General features: G+C 49.8%; 21 protein-coding genes. 17 read left to right on the top strand and 4 right to left on the bottom strand.

Annotated elements, in window-relative coordinates; translation table 11 throughout:
• Window positions 1-146: 146 nt before the first annotated feature.
• Window positions 147-1034: a cation diffusion facilitator family transporter gene (locus tag ACNA6I_RS11650; RefSeq protein WP_048013550.1), complete on the bottom strand. Its 888-nt coding sequence runs from the start codon at window positions 1032-1034 to the stop codon at window positions 147-149.
• A 199-nt stretch (window positions 1035-1233) separates the two neighbouring features.
• Here ACNA6I_RS11650 and ACNA6I_RS11645 point away from each other — a divergent pair, with 199 nt between their 5' ends.
• On the top strand, window positions 1234-2070 hold the full coding sequence (locus ACNA6I_RS11645; protein ID WP_063190746.1) for a GNAT family N-acetyltransferase: 837 nt from the start codon (window positions 1234-1236) through the stop codon (window positions 2068-2070).
• A 77-nt stretch (window positions 2071-2147) separates the two neighbouring features.
• Here ACNA6I_RS11645 and ACNA6I_RS11640 read toward each other — a convergent pair whose 3' ends face one another.
• Window positions 2148-2951 (bottom strand): alpha/beta fold hydrolase, encoded by an 804-nt coding sequence (locus ACNA6I_RS11640; protein WP_063190745.1) that lies wholly within the window; start codon window positions 2949-2951, stop codon window positions 2148-2150.
• A 182-nt stretch (window positions 2952-3133) separates the two neighbouring features.
• Between ACNA6I_RS11640 and rlmD the strand changes: the two genes are divergently transcribed.
• The 4 genes from rlmD to ACNA6I_RS11620 all read left to right on the top strand — a co-directional run bounded on the left by rlmD (window position 3134) and on the right by ACNA6I_RS11620 (window position 6138).
• Window positions 3134-4495 (top strand): 23S rRNA (uracil(1939)-C(5))-methyltransferase RlmD, encoded by a 1362-nt coding sequence (gene rlmD / locus ACNA6I_RS11635; RefSeq protein ID WP_048005628.1) that lies wholly within the window; start codon window positions 3134-3136, stop codon window positions 4493-4495.
• A gap of 368 nt (window positions 4496-4863) precedes the next feature.
• Window positions 4864-5304: a GNAT family N-acetyltransferase gene (locus ACNA6I_RS11630; RefSeq protein WP_416313333.1), complete on the top strand. Its 441-nt coding sequence runs from the start codon at window positions 4864-4866 to the stop codon at window positions 5302-5304.
• 3 nt (window positions 5305-5307) lie between these two features.
• Entirely contained in the window at window positions 5308-5904 is a 597-nt protein-coding gene (locus ACNA6I_RS11625; RefSeq protein ID WP_252266265.1) for a histidine phosphatase family protein, read from the top strand.
• A gap of 69 nt (window positions 5905-5973) precedes the next feature.
• Entirely contained in the window at window positions 5974-6138 is a 165-nt protein-coding gene (locus tag ACNA6I_RS11620) for a hypothetical protein (protein ID WP_187443081.1), read from the top strand.
• A 35-nt stretch (window positions 6139-6173) separates the two neighbouring features.
• Here the strand turns inward: ACNA6I_RS11620 and ACNA6I_RS11615 are convergent, their stop codons facing one another.
• Window positions 6174-6719, bottom strand: a complete 546-nt coding sequence (locus ACNA6I_RS11615; protein ID WP_416313332.1) for a helix-turn-helix domain-containing protein — start codon at window positions 6717-6719, stop codon at window positions 6174-6176.
• A 117-nt stretch (window positions 6720-6836) separates the two neighbouring features.
• On the opposite strand from ACNA6I_RS11615, the gene ACNA6I_RS11610 reads away from it, so the two are divergent.
• The 7 genes from ACNA6I_RS11610 (at window position 6837) to ACNA6I_RS11580 (ending at window position 10531) form a co-directional block, all read left to right on the top strand.
• Complete coding sequence (locus ACNA6I_RS11610; protein ID WP_048005126.1) at window positions 6837-7076, top strand: PLD nuclease N-terminal domain-containing protein; 240 nt, start codon at window positions 6837-6839, stop codon at window positions 7074-7076.
• A complete protein-coding gene (locus ACNA6I_RS11605; RefSeq protein ID WP_416313331.1) occupies window positions 7073-7978 on the top strand; it encodes an ATP-binding cassette domain-containing protein in 906 nt (301 codons plus the stop codon). The genes ACNA6I_RS11610 and ACNA6I_RS11605 overlap by 4 nt, the downstream gene beginning before the upstream one ends.
• Entirely contained in the window at window positions 7975-8769 is a 795-nt protein-coding gene (locus ACNA6I_RS11600; RefSeq protein WP_367259305.1) for an ABC transporter permease subunit, read from the top strand. The genes ACNA6I_RS11605 and ACNA6I_RS11600 overlap by 4 nt, the downstream gene beginning before the upstream one ends.
• 75 nt (window positions 8770-8844) lie before the next feature.
• Window positions 8845-9276, top strand: a complete 432-nt coding sequence (locus tag ACNA6I_RS11595) for a GNAT family N-acetyltransferase (protein WP_048005123.1) — start codon at window positions 8845-8847, stop codon at window positions 9274-9276.
• Window positions 9277-9290: 14 nt separating this feature from the next.
• Window positions 9291-9713, top strand: coding sequence for a GNAT family N-acetyltransferase (locus ACNA6I_RS11590; RefSeq protein ID WP_048015179.1), 423 nt, complete (start codon window positions 9291-9293; stop codon window positions 9711-9713).
• On the top strand, window positions 9713-10075 hold the full coding sequence (locus ACNA6I_RS11585; protein ID WP_048005122.1) for a hypothetical protein: 363 nt from the start codon (window positions 9713-9715) through the stop codon (window positions 10073-10075). Before ACNA6I_RS11590 ends, ACNA6I_RS11585 begins: the two co-directional genes overlap by 1 nt.
• Window positions 10076-10171: 96 nt before the next feature.
• A complete protein-coding gene (locus ACNA6I_RS11580) occupies window positions 10172-10531 on the top strand; it encodes a DoxX family protein (protein ID WP_048005121.1) in 360 nt (119 codons plus the stop codon).
• Between the two features lie 86 nt (window positions 10532-10617).
• On the opposite strand, the gene ACNA6I_RS11575 is transcribed toward ACNA6I_RS11580, so the two are convergent.
• Window positions 10618-11343 (bottom strand): DUF1836 domain-containing protein, encoded by a 726-nt coding sequence (locus tag ACNA6I_RS11575; RefSeq protein ID WP_048005120.1) that lies wholly within the window; start codon window positions 11341-11343, stop codon window positions 10618-10620.
• 168 nt (window positions 11344-11511) lie between these two features.
• Between ACNA6I_RS11575 and htpX the strand changes: the two genes are divergently transcribed.
• From htpX to ACNA6I_RS11550, 5 genes are all read left to right on the top strand, one after another.
• Window positions 11512-12393, top strand: coding sequence for a protease HtpX (gene htpX / locus ACNA6I_RS11570; RefSeq protein WP_048005119.1), 882 nt, complete (start codon window positions 11512-11514; stop codon window positions 12391-12393).
• Between the two features lie 131 nt (window positions 12394-12524).
• Window positions 12525-13967: a protein adenylyltransferase SelO gene (locus ACNA6I_RS11565; RefSeq protein ID WP_416313330.1), complete on the top strand. Its 1443-nt coding sequence runs from the start codon at window positions 12525-12527 to the stop codon at window positions 13965-13967.
• A gap of 59 nt (window positions 13968-14026) precedes the next feature.
• Window positions 14027-14815 (top strand): hydroxyethylthiazole kinase, encoded by a 789-nt coding sequence (thiM, locus tag ACNA6I_RS11560; protein ID WP_416313329.1) that lies wholly within the window; start codon window positions 14027-14029, stop codon window positions 14813-14815.
• Window positions 14815-15483 (top strand): thiamine phosphate synthase, encoded by a 669-nt coding sequence (gene thiE, locus ACNA6I_RS11555; RefSeq protein WP_252266273.1) that lies wholly within the window; start codon window positions 14815-14817, stop codon window positions 15481-15483. The genes thiM and thiE overlap by 1 nt, the downstream gene beginning before the upstream one ends.
• A 272-nt stretch (window positions 15484-15755) precedes the next feature.
• A complete protein-coding gene (locus ACNA6I_RS11550) occupies window positions 15756-16319 on the top strand; it encodes a site-specific integrase (protein ID WP_048005116.1) in 564 nt (187 codons plus the stop codon).
• Window positions 16320-16345: the final 26 nt, after the last annotated feature.

The raw sequence follows: 16345 nt of genomic DNA, 5'->3' as shown, positions 1-16345 counted from the left end.
TGTAAGTATAAACCTTACATGGCAGGTTCATGGTTGGGGCGCCATCATATCAGTCGGGGACGTCCATGGATGTGCCGAAGGGCAAAAGCGGAAAATGAACAATTAAAAAAAACAGCAGGTATGCATGAATGCATCCTGCTGTTTCGTCAATTCTCAAGTCCACTGGCGTTCTCGACATGGGTCTCGGGTTCAGGGTGAATAAAGATGACGGCTTTCTTGAATTCCTGCCTGATCCGGTCTTCAATGCGATCGCATAGCTTATGGACATTTTCAATGCTTTCTTTGGACGGCACGACCATGTGGAAGTCAATGTATTCAATTGCACCTGCGCGCCGCGTACGGAAGTCGTGAACCTCGATGTATTCATCTTGAAATGAATCGATGACATCCAGTATTGCCTGCTCCTCTTCATCGGATAACCGGGCGTCGATGAGGGGAGGGAAGGCTTCCTTCATGAGTTTCGTTGCTTCAATCATGATATAGATGGCAAGCCCGATCCCGATCAGGGGATCAAGGAACGTCCATCCTGTGACGGTGACGAGGAGAAGACTCGCTGCGACACCAAGGGAAGTGAAGACGTCTGTGAGCAAGTGGAGCGCATTGGATTTCATGGCGACTGAATTCACTCTCTTGGCCTCACGGTTCACAATCCTGGACACGATGAAGTTGATGAGAGCGCCGAGGACCATGACGCCTACGCCCAGTATCGGAAGTTTGATCGGTTCAGGGTAGATGAGTTTATGGACACATTCATAAATGATCCAGATCCCTGCTACGTAAATCAGCAGGGTCTCGATTGTACCTGAAATGTTTTCAACCTTCCCATGTCCATATGGATGCTCCGGATCAGCGGGCTTTCCGGAAATGCGGACGGAAATGAAGGCGATGAGGGAGGCGATGAGGTCCAATGATGAGTGAATCGCCTCTGATATGACAGCGACGGAACCGGTGAGGATCCCGACGATGAATTTTAGTAGTACGACAAAGGAATTACTGAGTACGGATAAAAAGGCAATGCCTGAGGTATTTTTCAACTATCTTCACCCTATTCTATTTTCTATGTTTCTATCGTAACAAGCCCCGTGCGAGTGGGTCTACAGCAACCTTATTTGAAGGAGAAACATATGTTTTGACCGGTGAAAAGGGTTGGATGAAGGAAACTTTATAGGATGTGGAGAAATGCAGACGGTATAAGGCACGAAGCATATTTTGTAATGGGAAAGGGTGTTTAAGATGAAGCTTGGAAATGTGGGTGTTTTTGATAAAAAAAATATCGTACAGCTCTCTCGTGAAGTGGGATGGGACTATAGTGAAGAAGATGTGGAAGAAGTGTTCAAAAGCGGAAGGATGGTTGGGCATCGTCTCGAATCGGGTGAGGTCATTTCCTCAGCGGCCCTGTTCCCGTACGGTGAAGAGCTAGCCACCCTCGGTGTGGTCATCGTCAATCCTGCCTATAAGGGGAAAGGCCTGGGACGGGAGCTGGTGGAATCTGTTCTTGCCTCTAAGGATGAGCGATCGATCTTGCTGGTTGCTACAAGGGAAGGAAAACCCTTATACGAAAAAATGGGCTTTAAGGTGACCGGGATGATTACGAAGTACATTGCTTCTGCTTTTCATCCACCACAGAATCAGCCTGAGTTCTTACTGTCCCCTATGACAGGCGAAGATATTGAAAAGGTGGCAAGCTTGGACGCTCAAGCATTCCGTGGAGACCGGAGCGTTATGCTCAGAGCACGATATGAACGGTCGATTTCAGCCGTTGTCCTCAGGGATTCGCATGGGAAGCTGATAGGTTACGGGATGTGTGTGCAAGGCTCCGTCCACCGGGTTGCAGGGCCCATCGTCGCACCTACTGCATATGAAGCGGCGGGGATCCTTCAAGAACTTCTGAGAATGGGTGAGGGGAGTGTCCGATTGGATACATCGACGGATGATATTGCCTTTCACAGCTATTTAGAGGGATTTGGATTCGAGGAAGACAGTCGTTCCCCGATTATGGTACAAGGTGAAGATGTTCTCGATTCAAGGAATGGGATGTTATTCTCCCTTGCTTCGCAAGCGTTGGGGTAGAAAGATCAACTGCCCTTCCGCCGGATTCAAGTCATGAAAAATGCCCCGACATTCGCGGGGCATCCGATGGTTTATAGTTATTTCAATAGCTTAAGCAGTTCTTCGTTGCACTTTTCCTTTTCATCGTACACAAGGCCATGTCCGCTTTCTTCAAATGGAATCAGCACGGCATCATTCAATTCTTCGACTAAGCGTTCACTGAAGGCAAAGTCACAGATCCGGTCTTGCTTTCCATGCATGATGGTGACGGGCACAGACACAGAAGTAAGCTCACTGCGAAGATCTTCATCCCGGAGAGAAGCTGCACAGGCAATGGTGCCGTGGGCGGATGCTTCAAGCCCGAGACCGAGGAACCATGCGTCGAGCTCATCAGACGTCTCGCTGTGGTAGAAGTTTCCGCCGAATTCTTTCAGTGCTGCCGGTCTATCCGCTTTGATTCCTTCAATCAGCTCATCGACTTCTTCCTTCTTCATACCGTACGGGTAGCCGTCCCGCTGGGTGAAGATCGGGGCTGCCGGTCCCATCAGGATCAAACGCGACAGTTCTTTTCCTGCAAATTTACTTGCATACCGGATGCTGATCGGTCCACCCATGGAGAAGCCGGCGAGATAAAAGTCTTGAAGGCCAAGCTCGTCGACGACTTTTCCGATATCAGAAGCGAGGGTGTCGTAATCGTAGCCGAAAGCAGGCTTGTCCGATTGTCCGAATCCACGAAGATCGACCCCGATGAAGCGATAGCCTTTCTGAGGCAATTCGTTCATCTGATATTCGAACATTTTGTGATTCACAGGCCATCCGTGTATGAATACAATCGGTTGACCTTCCCCGATATCTTCCACAAAGAGCTTCACATCTTTATCTACAGTGATATATTTACCCATTTCTACATCATACTCCCTTTTGGTTAATGAGTTAACTTTTCCCTCAAGGAAAGGCGATTAAACAATCGGGTTCTTTCCTGTAGAAATACCAGTTGCAATCCCCGCCCGATTTTACTAAAGTATAGAGTTAGACAGGTTTTATAGAGGAGGACCCGAAATTGACAACATCCAACCCTGAAACGATGGTTGCGACAATACATGGATTAGACGACAGAGGCTCGGGCCGTGCCAGCGTGTGGCGCGAAAACGAGCTTGGTAATAAACGAAAATTGAAGCTTACAATCCCTCAGACCCTTCCTGGTGAAGAAGTCCAGGTGACGGTGGATAAGCCCGAGAAAAAACGCTGGAGGACAATGCCTCAAGAGATCATCACGCCGAGTCCCGAACGGACAACCCCTCCATGCCCACACTTTGATCGCTGCGGCGGCTGTGTATGGCAGCACTGGGAGTACGAAGGCCAGCTCAAGGAAAAGACCAACCACGTCAAGCATGCCCTTGAAGCAGAAGGATTCGACCCTGCATTGGTGAGGGATGCCATGGGAATGGACAACCCTTGGCGTTACCGCAACAAGATGGAGTTCACCTTCTCTAAAGAAGGGGAGCTCGGACTGCATGAGCAGGGGAACTTCCGAAAGGTCATTTCCCTTGAAACGTGCTTGATCGCAAGCGAGCAGATGGTGGAAGCAGCGATGGAAGTCGCCGCCTGGACCAAGGAACACGGCCTGAAAGGGTATGACAAGGAGGCGCATGAAGGCCTTCTGCGCCACTTGATGGTCCGACAATCCTTTGCTACGGGTGAATTGATGCTGGGCGTGTTTGCAACGGAAGCCCCGACGGGTGATCTTCAGGCTGCCGTCGATGATTTGAAAGCACGTGTAGAAGCGAAATTCCCGCATGTGAAGAGCCTTCTGTGGATGGAAAACACCGATTGGGCAGACCGTACCCAGGCGGAAGAAATCCATGTCCTTGCCGGTCGTGATTTCATCTATGATGAGATGGACGGGTACCGATTCCGTCTGTGGTTCGATACGTTCTTCCAAACGAACCCGACACAGGCACAGAAGCTTGTGGACCTCGCCATTGAAATGGGCAAACCGAAGGAAACGGAAAAAATGATCGACCTCTTCTGTGGTGTCGGTACATTCTCCCTTCCATTCGCAAGCCGTGTCGGCGCCCTTGCCGGCATTGAAATCGTGGAAAGCTCCATCGAGTCGGCAAAACGGAATGCCAGTGACAATCATATTTCCAACACAACCTTCCTTGCGAAGGATGCACGAAATGGCATCGACGAGATTCTTGAGAGCTTTGGACGTCCTGAACTGCTCCTTCTTGATCCCCCGCGCTCAGGTGCAGGCGGCAAAGTGATGAGACGGATCGGCCGTGCCCAGCCGGAGAGGATCGTCTACGTATCCTGCAACCCGGATACGTTCGCGACAGACGTCAAAGAACTTGAAGCCTTCGGATATAAACTGGATGACGTACAACCAGTCGACCTGTTCCCTCACACGGTGCATGTGGAAGTCGTCGCAAGTCTGAGTAAGTAACTTGATAAGGAACGAGGCTGGGGCAAACATGTCTTAGTCATAGGGAAACCCGAATTTATTGGCCAATAAACAGGCATATGAATTCGGGTTTTTAATTTGTTCGTGAACAACATGTGTATTTCATTGTTTCCAGCGGTTGATTGGAGTGCAAGACGTAGACTCCTGCGGGAAGAGTAGCTGATGTGAGACCCCGCAGGCTTGCCGAGGAGGCTCACGGGCTACCCGCGGAAAGCGAAGTCTTGCACGGAAATCATGAGCGGCATCAAGAACCTAGACTGTTGGCGTTCGGCATTAATTTTTGGAAAAGAAATGAACAAAAAGGGTAGTGATGGTAAACTTTAACTACTAAGAGAAAAGGGGCAATCTCCATGAACATCAAGAAAGCAATACTGAGTGACCTTGAGTCAATTGCACATCTATTCAATGAATACCGCATCTTTTACAAAAGGCCATCTAATACCGAAGGCGCAAAGACATTCATCCAAGAGCGTCTAACAACTGGTGACTCCGTGATTTTTCTTGCAGGTGATGATCAAGGAGTGATCGGATTCACCCAACTTTACCCGACATTCACCTCGATCGGGATGAAGAGGGCATGGATCCTAAACGATCTTTATGTGTCAGAAGATGCCCGGGGGGCGGGAGTCGGGGAGGCTCTGCTCCACAAGGCAAGGACGTTTGCCCGGGAAACGGGGGCTGCTTCCATCTGCCTCAGTACAGCCCCTGACAATGACGTGGCACGCAGGCTGTATGAAAAGAATGGGTACCGCCAGGATCAAATCTTTCTTCACTATGAATTGGAGCTGTGAACCGTGGTGAAATTATATATTACAAGACATGGTGAAACGCAGTGGAATAGGGAGAAACGGATGCAGGGGTGGAAGGATTCGGATTTAACACCGGAAGGAGAAGAAGACGCCCGGGCCCTTGCGCAGGTATTGAAGCGGGTTTCCTTTGAGGCTGTATACTCAAGCCCGATCGGTCGGGCAAGGAAGACGGCAGAGCTGCTTGTGAACCAAGCCCCCATCATCCTCGAGGAAGATCTGAGGGAAATCGGGATGGGCGATTGGGAGGGAAGGACGCAGGAGGAAGTGAGGGTCGCCGATCCGGAACGCTTTCATACGTTCTGGAACAAGCCCCATGTCTATGAGACCGAGACGGGAGAGACCTTCAATCAGGTTATGGACCGTGTGGAGTCTTTCTTGAAAAAGGTTCAGGTTCACCAGGGGACGATCCTTGTGGTGACCCATTCCATTTTCATCAAAGCCCTGCTGGCCTATGTAAAGAAACTCCCTCTGGACAAACTGTGGTCGCCTCCCTTTATCGAGGCCACCAGCCTCACGGTCATTGAAGGGGCCGGGGGGAAGTATGAAATTGTGGTGGAAGGAAATACTTCGCATAAAGAGTAAGAAAATTGAAACTTTTTACAGACTGAACCGTATAAGCTAGTAAGAGCATCAAAAGGGAGGTGAAATCTTATGTTATGGATCATCATTGGTGTCGCTGTCGTATTCGGTCTCGGCTCTGCCCTCATCAATGGTCGAAGGGAGACATCCTCCTTTGATGTGGCAAACGATCAGGAACGGGTGCTTCAAGAAGAAGAGAGGGTCAAGGCAAATAGCTGGTTCGGCGGCGGATTGTAAGAAGTGCGCGGGGTATTCATTGCCCCACGCATTTTTTAGTGGGATGGGGAATCGGGAATCATCGTGATGGCGATGGTTCTCAGTGGTTCCCTATCCTTTTTTTCTTGTGTAGCGCCGGTGTAGTATTTCTTCACGATTTCCCCGATTTCCGTCTGCAATTGTTGGTATTCGGCATCACTCAATTTCATTTCAACCATGGAGAAAGAGGCTTTGTCCTCATCGTCTCCAATTCGTTTCAAGTAATCTTCATATTGCGCTGAAACCATCAGCTGATACCGTGAGAAGTGGAGGAGCTTCTCCTCACCTGAAGCTTCCTTCCATTCTTCTTTGGAAATGGTGGCTTCCTCTTCGTTCAATACATAATATTTTTCAGAAACAGACTTTACTTTTTTCTCACGGGTCACACGGATGATCCCTGCATGGGCAAGGGTCTGGATGTGGCGATAGAGTGTGGCCTGCGGGACATCTTCAATCACTTTAACCATTTCTAAAGGCGTCAGGCCTTCTACTTTGTTCCTCATGAGAGCCTGGCATATTTTCATCCGGACGGGATGCATCATCAACTCGGCTTTATTTTTCAATGGAATGCTCCTTTACCTCGCTTTTGTAATCTCATTATAAAAAATGAGAATAGGAATTGCAATTCATCCGTTTATCTATTATCATTATCAATAATGATAACGAAAAGGGTGATGAGAATGAACTTACATTACGGGATAGATGATTTAACATTTTTGGATATAGAGGCCTTGTTGCCGCTTATCCTGCCGATTGTGATCATCAGTCTGATGCTGATCGTTTTGGCCTTAACAGATTTATATAAAAATCGGGAGTTCAGAGAGCATAAGCGTATGTGGGTGTTGGTCATCGTATTTGCGAATACCATTGGTCCTGTTCTTTACTTTGTTTTCGCTCGGAAAGAGGGTCAGAGAAGATGAAGCTTGAAGTGAAAAATGTGAGTAAAACCTATAAAGGTCATGTGGCCGTCCACCCCTTCACCTTGATGGTGGATGAGGGGGCTTGCACAGGTCTGATCGGACCGAACGGGGCGGGGAAATCAACATTGATGCGATTGATGACGGGTATGGAGGAACCTGAGATCGGAGAGATTTTACTGAATGACAAGCCGATTTCCTCCATGAAAAAGGAAATCGGCTATCTCCCCCAGTATCCAGCCTTCTACGAATGGATGACGGCACGTGAATACTTGTCGTTCATGGGAAGGCTTTCCGGTATAGCTCCCTTTGACCTGGAACATGACACTCGTGAGCTTTTGAGTAAAGTTGGACTTTCCAATCGATCAAATGATCGCATCGCCACCTTTTCAGGTGGGATGAAACAACGACTTGGGATAGCCCAGGCACTCTTACATAAGCCCTCACTCGTCATTATGGATGAACCTGTATCAGCCCTTGATCCTGTCGGTAGAAGGGAAGTGCTCTCGATTCTGGAAGAGATCAAAAATCAGACGACCTTGATCATCTCCACTCATATTCTGAGTGACGCAGAGGAAATCTGTCAGCGCTTCGTCATGATGAGGGAAGGGAAAAAGGTTGAAGATGCCATGCTCCAAGATCTTCTTGATCGTTACTCCCATCCGATCATTCGGTTGGATGCAGCTTCTATCGATAGGGGATGGGTGGATCATGTTGCCCGGTTGCCATTTGTAGACTCGGTCAATGTTACAGGGAGAAGCATGAGCATTCTGCTTGAAGATCCGGTTCGCGATAAGGGAAGACTCTTGCAGGAAGCATTGGACCACTCGGTGGATATCCGTAAATTCGAATTGGGCAGGGATTCCCTGGAAGAGATCTTTATAAGGATGGTGACGAAACCATGAGGAATACCTGGACCATTTTCAAGAAAGAGAGCAGGCAGATGGGAATGGAGTATAAGTGGGTCTGGCTTCCGGTCGTTTTTATCCTCTTAGGGGCTACGCAGCCTGTTATAAGCTATTACCTTCCTTTCATCCTTGAAACGATGGGTGGAGAGCAGGGGATTACCGTGGATCCATCGAAGCTTGTGCAGAACGGAGATACCATACTCGCAACCACCCTCAGTTCTCAGTTTGATCAGATGGGACTCATCATCATCGCTCTCTCGTTCATGGGGATCATACAAGGGGAAAAGGCATCGGGGATGCTTTCATTCATGATGACGAGACCTTTGAATCTACGATCTTATCTTTATGGAAAATGGGTGGCAGCCTTCAGTTTGATTGCCTTCAGCATGATGGCGGGGTTCGGAACCTCCATGCTCTATTCTCACTTTTTATTTGAAGGAGTGGATTGGGCTATGGGAATAAAGGCATTTTCGATTTATCTTGTGTGGAGCATGTTCATCCTGACTGTGATCATGACAGTAAGTACACTCCTGAGGGGGAGCGGGGCCGTGGCATTCGTATCAATCATCTTCCTGCTTTCATGTAGAATGCTTGCGGGTCTGAATCCAATACTCGATTTGTTCAATCCTGCTTCTTTAAGTGTAGTGGCTGCCGGTGTACTGACAGGTGTAGAGGTCATGCCAGGTATTCTATGGGCATTCCTATTTGCGGTTGTCTGGATCCTCTTCCTTTTCTCCATTAACGAATGGCTGATCAAAAATAAAAAAGTATATCTCCGCCACAGCTAAGGCTGGTTCTCCGAAACTCGGTATTTATAATATGATTCTCCCTCTGTATAATGGATAATATTGGAGGGTTTTGAGATGATACGGAACGCACAGATGAAAGATTACGGGAGTCTCACGGTTTTGATGGGATATCTCGGCTATCCCGCTACATCAGAACAGATGCATGCGAGGCTTGAAAGAATCGTAGAAAAAGAGGATCACTATACACTGGTGGCGGAACTCGACGGCAGGGTCGTGGGAATGATCGGCTTCCATACGGGTTATCTGTACACTCAAGATGAGATGTATGCGAGGGTCATCGCCCTGGTGGTGGATCCATCGATCAGGAACAAAGGCATCGGCGGGGAACTGCTGAAAGAAGCGGAAACCCTGGCGAAAAGCTTGGGGGCAACCGGCATGGGACTGAACAGCGGGAACCGCACGGAGCGTGAAGACGCTCACCGGTTCTATGAACGAGTGGGGTATACGGCAAAGAGCACAGGGTTTGTGAAGAGCCTTCACTCATGAAAGGGAGGACAGCGATGAATATCACATCACAATGGAACCAGGAGGAACGCGACCTGATACGAAGCAGGGTGATCGAATACAATGGGGACAGGCTCCCGGATGAAGTCAAGCATCCTGTGAAGCAGGTGGGCTTCATGCTCAAAGATGATGACGGAATTGTCTTCGGCGGGATCACCGGTACGATCTTCTGGTACCATCTGCATATTGATTTCCTTTGGGTGGATGAAAGACTCAGGGGGAATGGGTATGGTCAGGATCTGCTACGTCAAATGGAAGAGGCTGCAAAGGAAAACCGCTGCAGGCTCATCCAGCTTGATTCGTTCAGCTTTCAGGCCCCGCACTTTTATCAAAAGCTTGGGTACACTGTTGCAGGTGTGGTGGAATCACATCCGACACCGGAACACCAGCAGTATTACCTTGTCAAAAGGCTGGACTGATGGTGCAGTGGGATGGAAGCTGGAAGACAAGACTGAAATGGGGGTTCTCGGCGTTAGGGATCGTGTCGATCCTGTTATATGGGTCGATTGTGATCTTCGGGTATAAAGGGTCCGGTGACCTTCAGGGATTTCCTGTCCCTGTGTCGGCCCATGTGATGAATGAAACGAAAAGTATCAAAAACTACAAATGGAAACCGGCTGCCCGTGAAGGAGATCTCCCACTATCCTATAAAATAAGGCTTCTTTCTGCAGGATGGAGGGTGCGGGATAAAGAAGGCCACACCGTGACATACGGGAAGAGGGCCTATCGAGTCGAGATGGTGACGGGAGAAGACTATCTATTCCTTGAACAGGTAAAGTAAAACCGGTTTGGAGAATGGATCTTGGCTTACCGGCATACCTATATATCAGATGCCTCTTTGGGTATCTAAAATCGGTGGAGCGGGAGAAGGGATAGGATGGGTACGGTTGCCATGGTCCTTCAGATTTTACTTGGTGCAGGCTTTCTCATGTTCGGCTGGATGAAGTTCACCTCGAAACAGATGGTGGATGAATTCCATCGTTACCGGATGCCGGTGTGGTTCCGGATCTTTACAGGAGTGGTGGAGGTCTTAACAGCAGTTCTGCTGATTTCAGGTCTCTGGAATGAAACCTGTGCGGCTGTCGGCGCACTGCTCGCTGCCGTGACGATGGTCGGGGCGATCTTCACTCATCTGATCCGTGTGAAGGATCCGGTTGCCAAGTCGGGGATGCCCTTCCTTTTGTTGATCCTGAGCTTGATCGTCCTCTACTTGAACAGGGGAGGATTGGGCCTTTAAAGGAGAGCGGGGATGAAGGAAATGTGGAGAGCCCCCATGTGCCGGCCAGCCGGATCATGGGGGCTCTTCGTATTCTGTTCTGTTTGTTACTGCGTACGGCGAAGCTGCAGGGCGGTTTGGACATAGTTCTTGGCAGTGGCTTGATAGTAGGCAGACTGGACGGTCATGGCGGCTACGATCAGCACGTTCCAGACGACGGTCAAATCTTCTTCTGTCACATCGTGCAGTCCGGGTAACAGGCTCCTGCACTCTTCCTGGATGAACTGGTCGATCGCTTCATTCACGGACGTGTCGCCGGTGGTGGTCGCCGTGGGGAGGGCATGATGGTGGATGCGATCGAATACAGAAGCGTAGGCGCTGTAAAGTTCGATCGGATTGATGATGTCATCATGGCGGTCTTCTATATTATTGAACACAAGGGTAAGGACCCCGCGTATGGACTCGAAATCAAGGGATCCTTTCAGGTCTTCGACGATGAAGAGCATGGCTGCCTGGGCCGTCGTATATTTTTTCCCGTGGAGTGGGGAACCGATGAGTTCCCTTACATCCCGCTTCACCCAGTTCTGTACGGTGCTTTGCGGGAAGTTGGTGAATTCGATCTGGTTCCCCAGGGACACGATCTCATTCAGGGAGAATCCTGTATTCCCGACGGGGGAGTCGAGGACCTTAACCAGTATGGGCGGCATTCCCTGTGAAGGGTCACATGTCCCCCAGGCTTCCATGAGCACTTCCTGCGGACTGCGGGAGATCTGTCCTGATAGGGCCATGAGAAGATCGGCCATGTTTTTTCGTGTAAGTTTGTAGGTCTCCACCGCAATCGCTCCGTTTCTTTGCTTTATCTTCTACTATAGTATCGACTGGGGAGAAGCTCGTCAATCGAAGTTTCATGTGCACTTTATTCTTGTCTTTTATAGGAAGAAAACGTATAATAAACTCATATATAAGTTCATTTGAACTTGAAAATAGGAGTGAGGATCTCGATGGGTAAACGCATATTTTATTTTCTGTTGACGAACGTACTCGTCCTTCTGACCATCAGTATCATTTTTTCACTGACTGGTGCAGGGCGCTACATCAATGCTGATGGCAGTCTTAATCTGGTTGCGCTGCTGATCTTCAGTGCGATCATCGGTTTTACCGGTTCATTCATTTCACTTGCCATGTCCCGTTGGATGGCGAAACGCATGATGAATGTCCGTGTCCTCGACCCGAATGGGGCTTTGACGGCGGATGAGCAGAGTGTCGTGGAAAAGGTCCACCGCCTTTCAAGGGCTGCAGGTCTTACGCATATGCCGGAAGTAGGAATCTACGATTCACCTGAAGTGAATGCGTTCGCGACAGGTCCTTCCAAGAAGAAATCACTTGTGGCCGTATCTACCGGCCTCCTTTACGAAATGGATGACGATGCCGTTGAAGGTGTCATCGCCCATGAGGTTGCCCACGTGGCAAACGGTGATATGGTGACAATGACCCTCCTGCAGGGTGTGGTCAATACCTTTGTGGTGTTCCTGTCCCGTATCGCTGCCTGGATCGCTACACGTTTTGTAAAAGAAGAACTTGCGCCGATTGTCCACTTCATCGCCGTGGTTGTCTTCCAGATCGTGTTCTCCATCCTTGGAAGCCTTGTTGTATTCGCGTATTCCCGTCACCGTGAATTCCACGCTGACCGCGGCGGAGCGGATCTTGCAGGTAAGGATAAGATGGTTCATGCCCTCCGCATGCTGAAGGATTATACTGGACGCATGAAGGGTAACGATGATACAGCCATCGCCACGTTGAAGATCAATAATAAGAAAAAGTCTTCCATCTTCTCGACTCACCCGGATCTTGATGTCCGCATCAGTCGCCTGGAAGGCAAATAAGAAGAATGAAAGCTGCATCCTTATCCGGATGCAGCTTTTTCTTTTTCGCATCCCTTCACTTCGGCGGTTGAACGGGAAATATGATACCATGGGACAAAAGAAGAAATCTATTGCAGATGAAAGGAGCCACTATGACAAATCAGTCAGGCTGGAAACTAGAGAATACGTATGAAGGGTTGCCACCATTTTTCTACTCGTCGATGAAACCCGTTCCCGTAGAAAATCCTGAATGGGTCCTCTTTAATGAAGAGCTCGCCACATCCCTTGGCATCACGGATCAGGATGTGGCCGTCTATGCAGGGAACCGTGTGCCGGAGGGGGGGCACCCCCTTTCCCAGGCTTATGGAGGTCATCAGTTCGGATATTTTAACAGGCTGGGTGATGGTCGTGCCGTCCTCATGGGTGAACAAGTGACTCCTGAGGGGACCCGGGTGGACATACAGCTCAAAGGCGCGGGTCGCACCCCGTATTCACGCGGAGGAGATGGGAGGGCAGCGCTTGGGCCCATGCTTCGTGAATATGTGATCAGTGAAGCGATGCACGCCCTTGGCATCCCCACGACCCGGAGCCTTGCCGTCGTCAAGACGGGAGAGGACATCGTCAGGGATCGTATCCTTGAGGGAGCAGTGCTCACAAGGGTCGCGTCCAGCCATATCCGGGTGGGGACCTTCCAGTTGGCCGCAAAAGCAGGGAGCCTGGAAGACTTGCGATCCCTCGCGGATTATACGATCGACAGACATTATCCGGGTGTGAAGGGGACAGACCAGCCTTATCTTTCCCTCCTTGAACGGGTGATGGACGCTCAGGCATCACTGATTGCCAAGTGGCAGCTTGTAGGGTTCATCCACGGGGTCATGAATACGGATAATATGGCGATTAGTGGAGAAACCATCGACTATGGTCCATGTGCGTTCATGGATGCATTCAATCCTGAAACGGTCTTCAGCTCCATTGATGAACAGGGGCGCTACGCGTATGGAAATCAGCCCCCGATCGCAGGATGGAATGTAGCCCGCTTCGCCGAAAGCCTGTTGCCTCTCCTTGATGAGAATGAGGAAAAGGCGGTTGAGCTTGCACAGGAGACGATTTCCGCTTATCCTGCCCTCTATCATTCGTACTGGCTGGACGGAATGAGGTCGAAGCTCGGCTTGTTCCATGCCCATGAATCGGACCAAAAGCTTGTGGAAGATCTTCTGACGATGATGGGGAATCACGGGGCCGACTACACGAATACCTTTCTTGACCTGACCCATGACAGGGAAGAGAGGAATCTCCTTGCCGGTACGGTCGAATTTGCCCAATGGCAGGAAAGATGGGAAGAGCGTTTGGATGAACAGCCGGAGTCAGAAGCAGAGGCAAGAAAGCTGATGCGCGACCATAACCCTGCTGTGATCCCGAGGAATCATCAGGTGGAACGGGCACTTGATGCCGCAGTGGAGGATGGGGACCTTTCCGTTTTGACCACACTCCTTCACGTACTTAAGACGCCATATGACCATGAGGGAAGTCCTGGAGCGTATCAACAACCACAGGATCCGGAGGACGGACCATACCGCACATTTTGTGGGACCTGATTGTTTAAGCAGCCGCCTTTCGCACTGGGCGGCTCATACATAGAAGAGGAGAGATGGGAATGCTTGAACTAGTAGAGAAGCTGCGAACAGACCGACCGCTTGTCCACAACATCACCAATGTGGTGGTGACCAATTTTACTGCAAATGGTCTTCTGGCCCTTGGGGCATCGCCTGTGATGGCGTATGCAGAAGAGGAAGTTGAAGAAATGGCCGGTATTGCCGATGCGCTCCTTTTGAATATCGGGACCCTTTCTTCGGGGATAGTGAGGTCCATGATCCTGGCTGGAAAAGCGGCGAATAGGAAAGGGATTCCTGTGGTTCTCGATCCAGTCGGTGCGGGAGCCACGAGCTTCCGTACCGAGATGACGGCCCTCATCCTTAAGGAGGTTGACGTGTCCATCATCAGGGGGAATGCGGGAGAAATTGCTTCAGTCCTTGGGGAGAGTTGGACCATGAGAGGGGTCGACTCCGGAGACGGGGATGGCGACCGTACGGCCTTGGCCGTAAAGGCGTCCCGAGAATTCGCCTGCATCGTCATCCTGACAGGTGAGGTGGATGTCGTGACAGATGGATCCACTGTGTATCGTATACGGAACGGTCATCGGATCATGACCCAAGTGACGGGGACCGGATGTTTATTATCTTCCGTGGCCGCAGCTTTTGCAGCCGTGGGGCACGATCCGTTGCAGAGTGCTGTCGCAGCTGTTGCCTGCTACGGGGTTGCAGCTGAAAAGGCAGAGCGACACTCAAATGGACCGGGCAGCTTCTGCGCTGCATTCCTTGATGAGCTGTCCCGACTTCAGCCAGACGATGAAAAAGACTTCAAGGTGGAAAAGGGGAAAGCGTGATGGAAAAGAGGACATCTGCAATCAAAAAAGCACTGAAGGTGTATTTCATCATGGGAAGCACCAACTGTCATGGAGATCCCGTGAACGTCCTTGAAGAAGCCATCCGCGGTGGAATCACCCTCTTCCAGTTCCGTGAGAAAGGGCATGGGGCCCTGTCGGGTACACAAAAGAAGGAGCTTGCCACAGAACTCCAACAGATATGCCGACAGGCGAACATCCCCTTTATCGTCAATGATGATATCGACCTGGCTGTGGAGATCGATGCAGACGGAGTCCATGTCGGGCAGGAGGATCAAGCGGCCTCCATTGTCCGGCAGCGGCTCGGTGGTGACAAATGGGTCGGCGTTTCTGCCCACACAATCGAGGAAGCCGAGCGTGCGATCAAGGATGGTGCTGATTATCTCGGCCTGGGCCCCATCTACCCGACAAGCTCAAAGGACGACGCAGAGAGCGTAAAGGGAACCGCGATCATCCGGGAATTCAGAGAGCATGGTTTCTCTATTCCCCTCGTTGGCATCGGCGGGATCACGGCAGCCAATGCGGCTGATGTGGTGAACGCAGGTGCGGATGGAGTGTCGGTCATATCGGCCATTTCCAGCGCTGATAATGTGAAGGATGCTGCTATTCAACTAGAGCAGGCCGTTCATTCCGGAAGTGCAAATGGATAACAAATAATGAAATCCGCCTTGAGTTTTGGCGGGTTTTTTTCGTGTATACGTTGAGCGTTTTATGGAATGGGAAATGGGGAAACTGATCAAATGGTACATCCTATCCACGGCATTTACATAAAAGTATTGTCCGGGCAATTTCTGCGAAAGCTATCCCTATCAGCTTTTGTGAGAATGTGCTGATACAGCAGGATGTTCAAAGTTTATTCATTGTTATGTTACTTAATCTATGTTACGATTTATTTAAGTTACATTAGTGGGGAGGGTTCTGGATGGAATATGTCGATCCCATAAGGGATATTGAAAACATCAATGCCATCAAGGATATCCTGCGAACGCAGTCCCAGCGGGATTTGCTTCTGTTCGTGTTCGGGATCAATACAGGAATACGGATCAGTGATCTCCTTTCATTGAAGATCGCGGACGTCTGGGAAGAGGGGAAAGGGAAGGAGTTTTTATGTCTAAAAGACTCTAAAAGTGAAGAGGAGGGTGCTTTCTATCTGAACGGAAAGATTCAGGAAGAACTTCAGGCTTATCTCAGCCCCCTAGACTATTCACCTGATGATTTTCTTTTTAAGTCAAAGAAGCATGCTCAGGCCATAACCAGACAGCAGGCCTATCGCATCATTAACAAGGCTGCGAAAGAAGTGGGTATACCAGGGAAAATCGGAACCCATACGTTGAGGAAAACATTCGGGTATCATGCCTACAGGAAAGGGATCGCCATTTCCATCCTCATGAAAACCTTCCATCATCATTCTTCCTCTGAAACCTTAAGGTATATCGGGATCCATCAGGACGAACTCCGCTTGGTGAAAGTGGATGTCAATCTGTAAAAAAACATATGAAAAACCCCCGCCCA

It is taken from the genome of Rossellomorea sp. FS2 (genome assembly GCF_047915635.1).
Classification (GTDB): domain Bacteria; phylum Bacillota; class Bacilli; order Bacillales; family Bacillaceae_B; genus Rossellomorea; species Rossellomorea marisflavi_A.
This window is presented reverse-complemented; position numbering and strand designations above follow the sequence as displayed.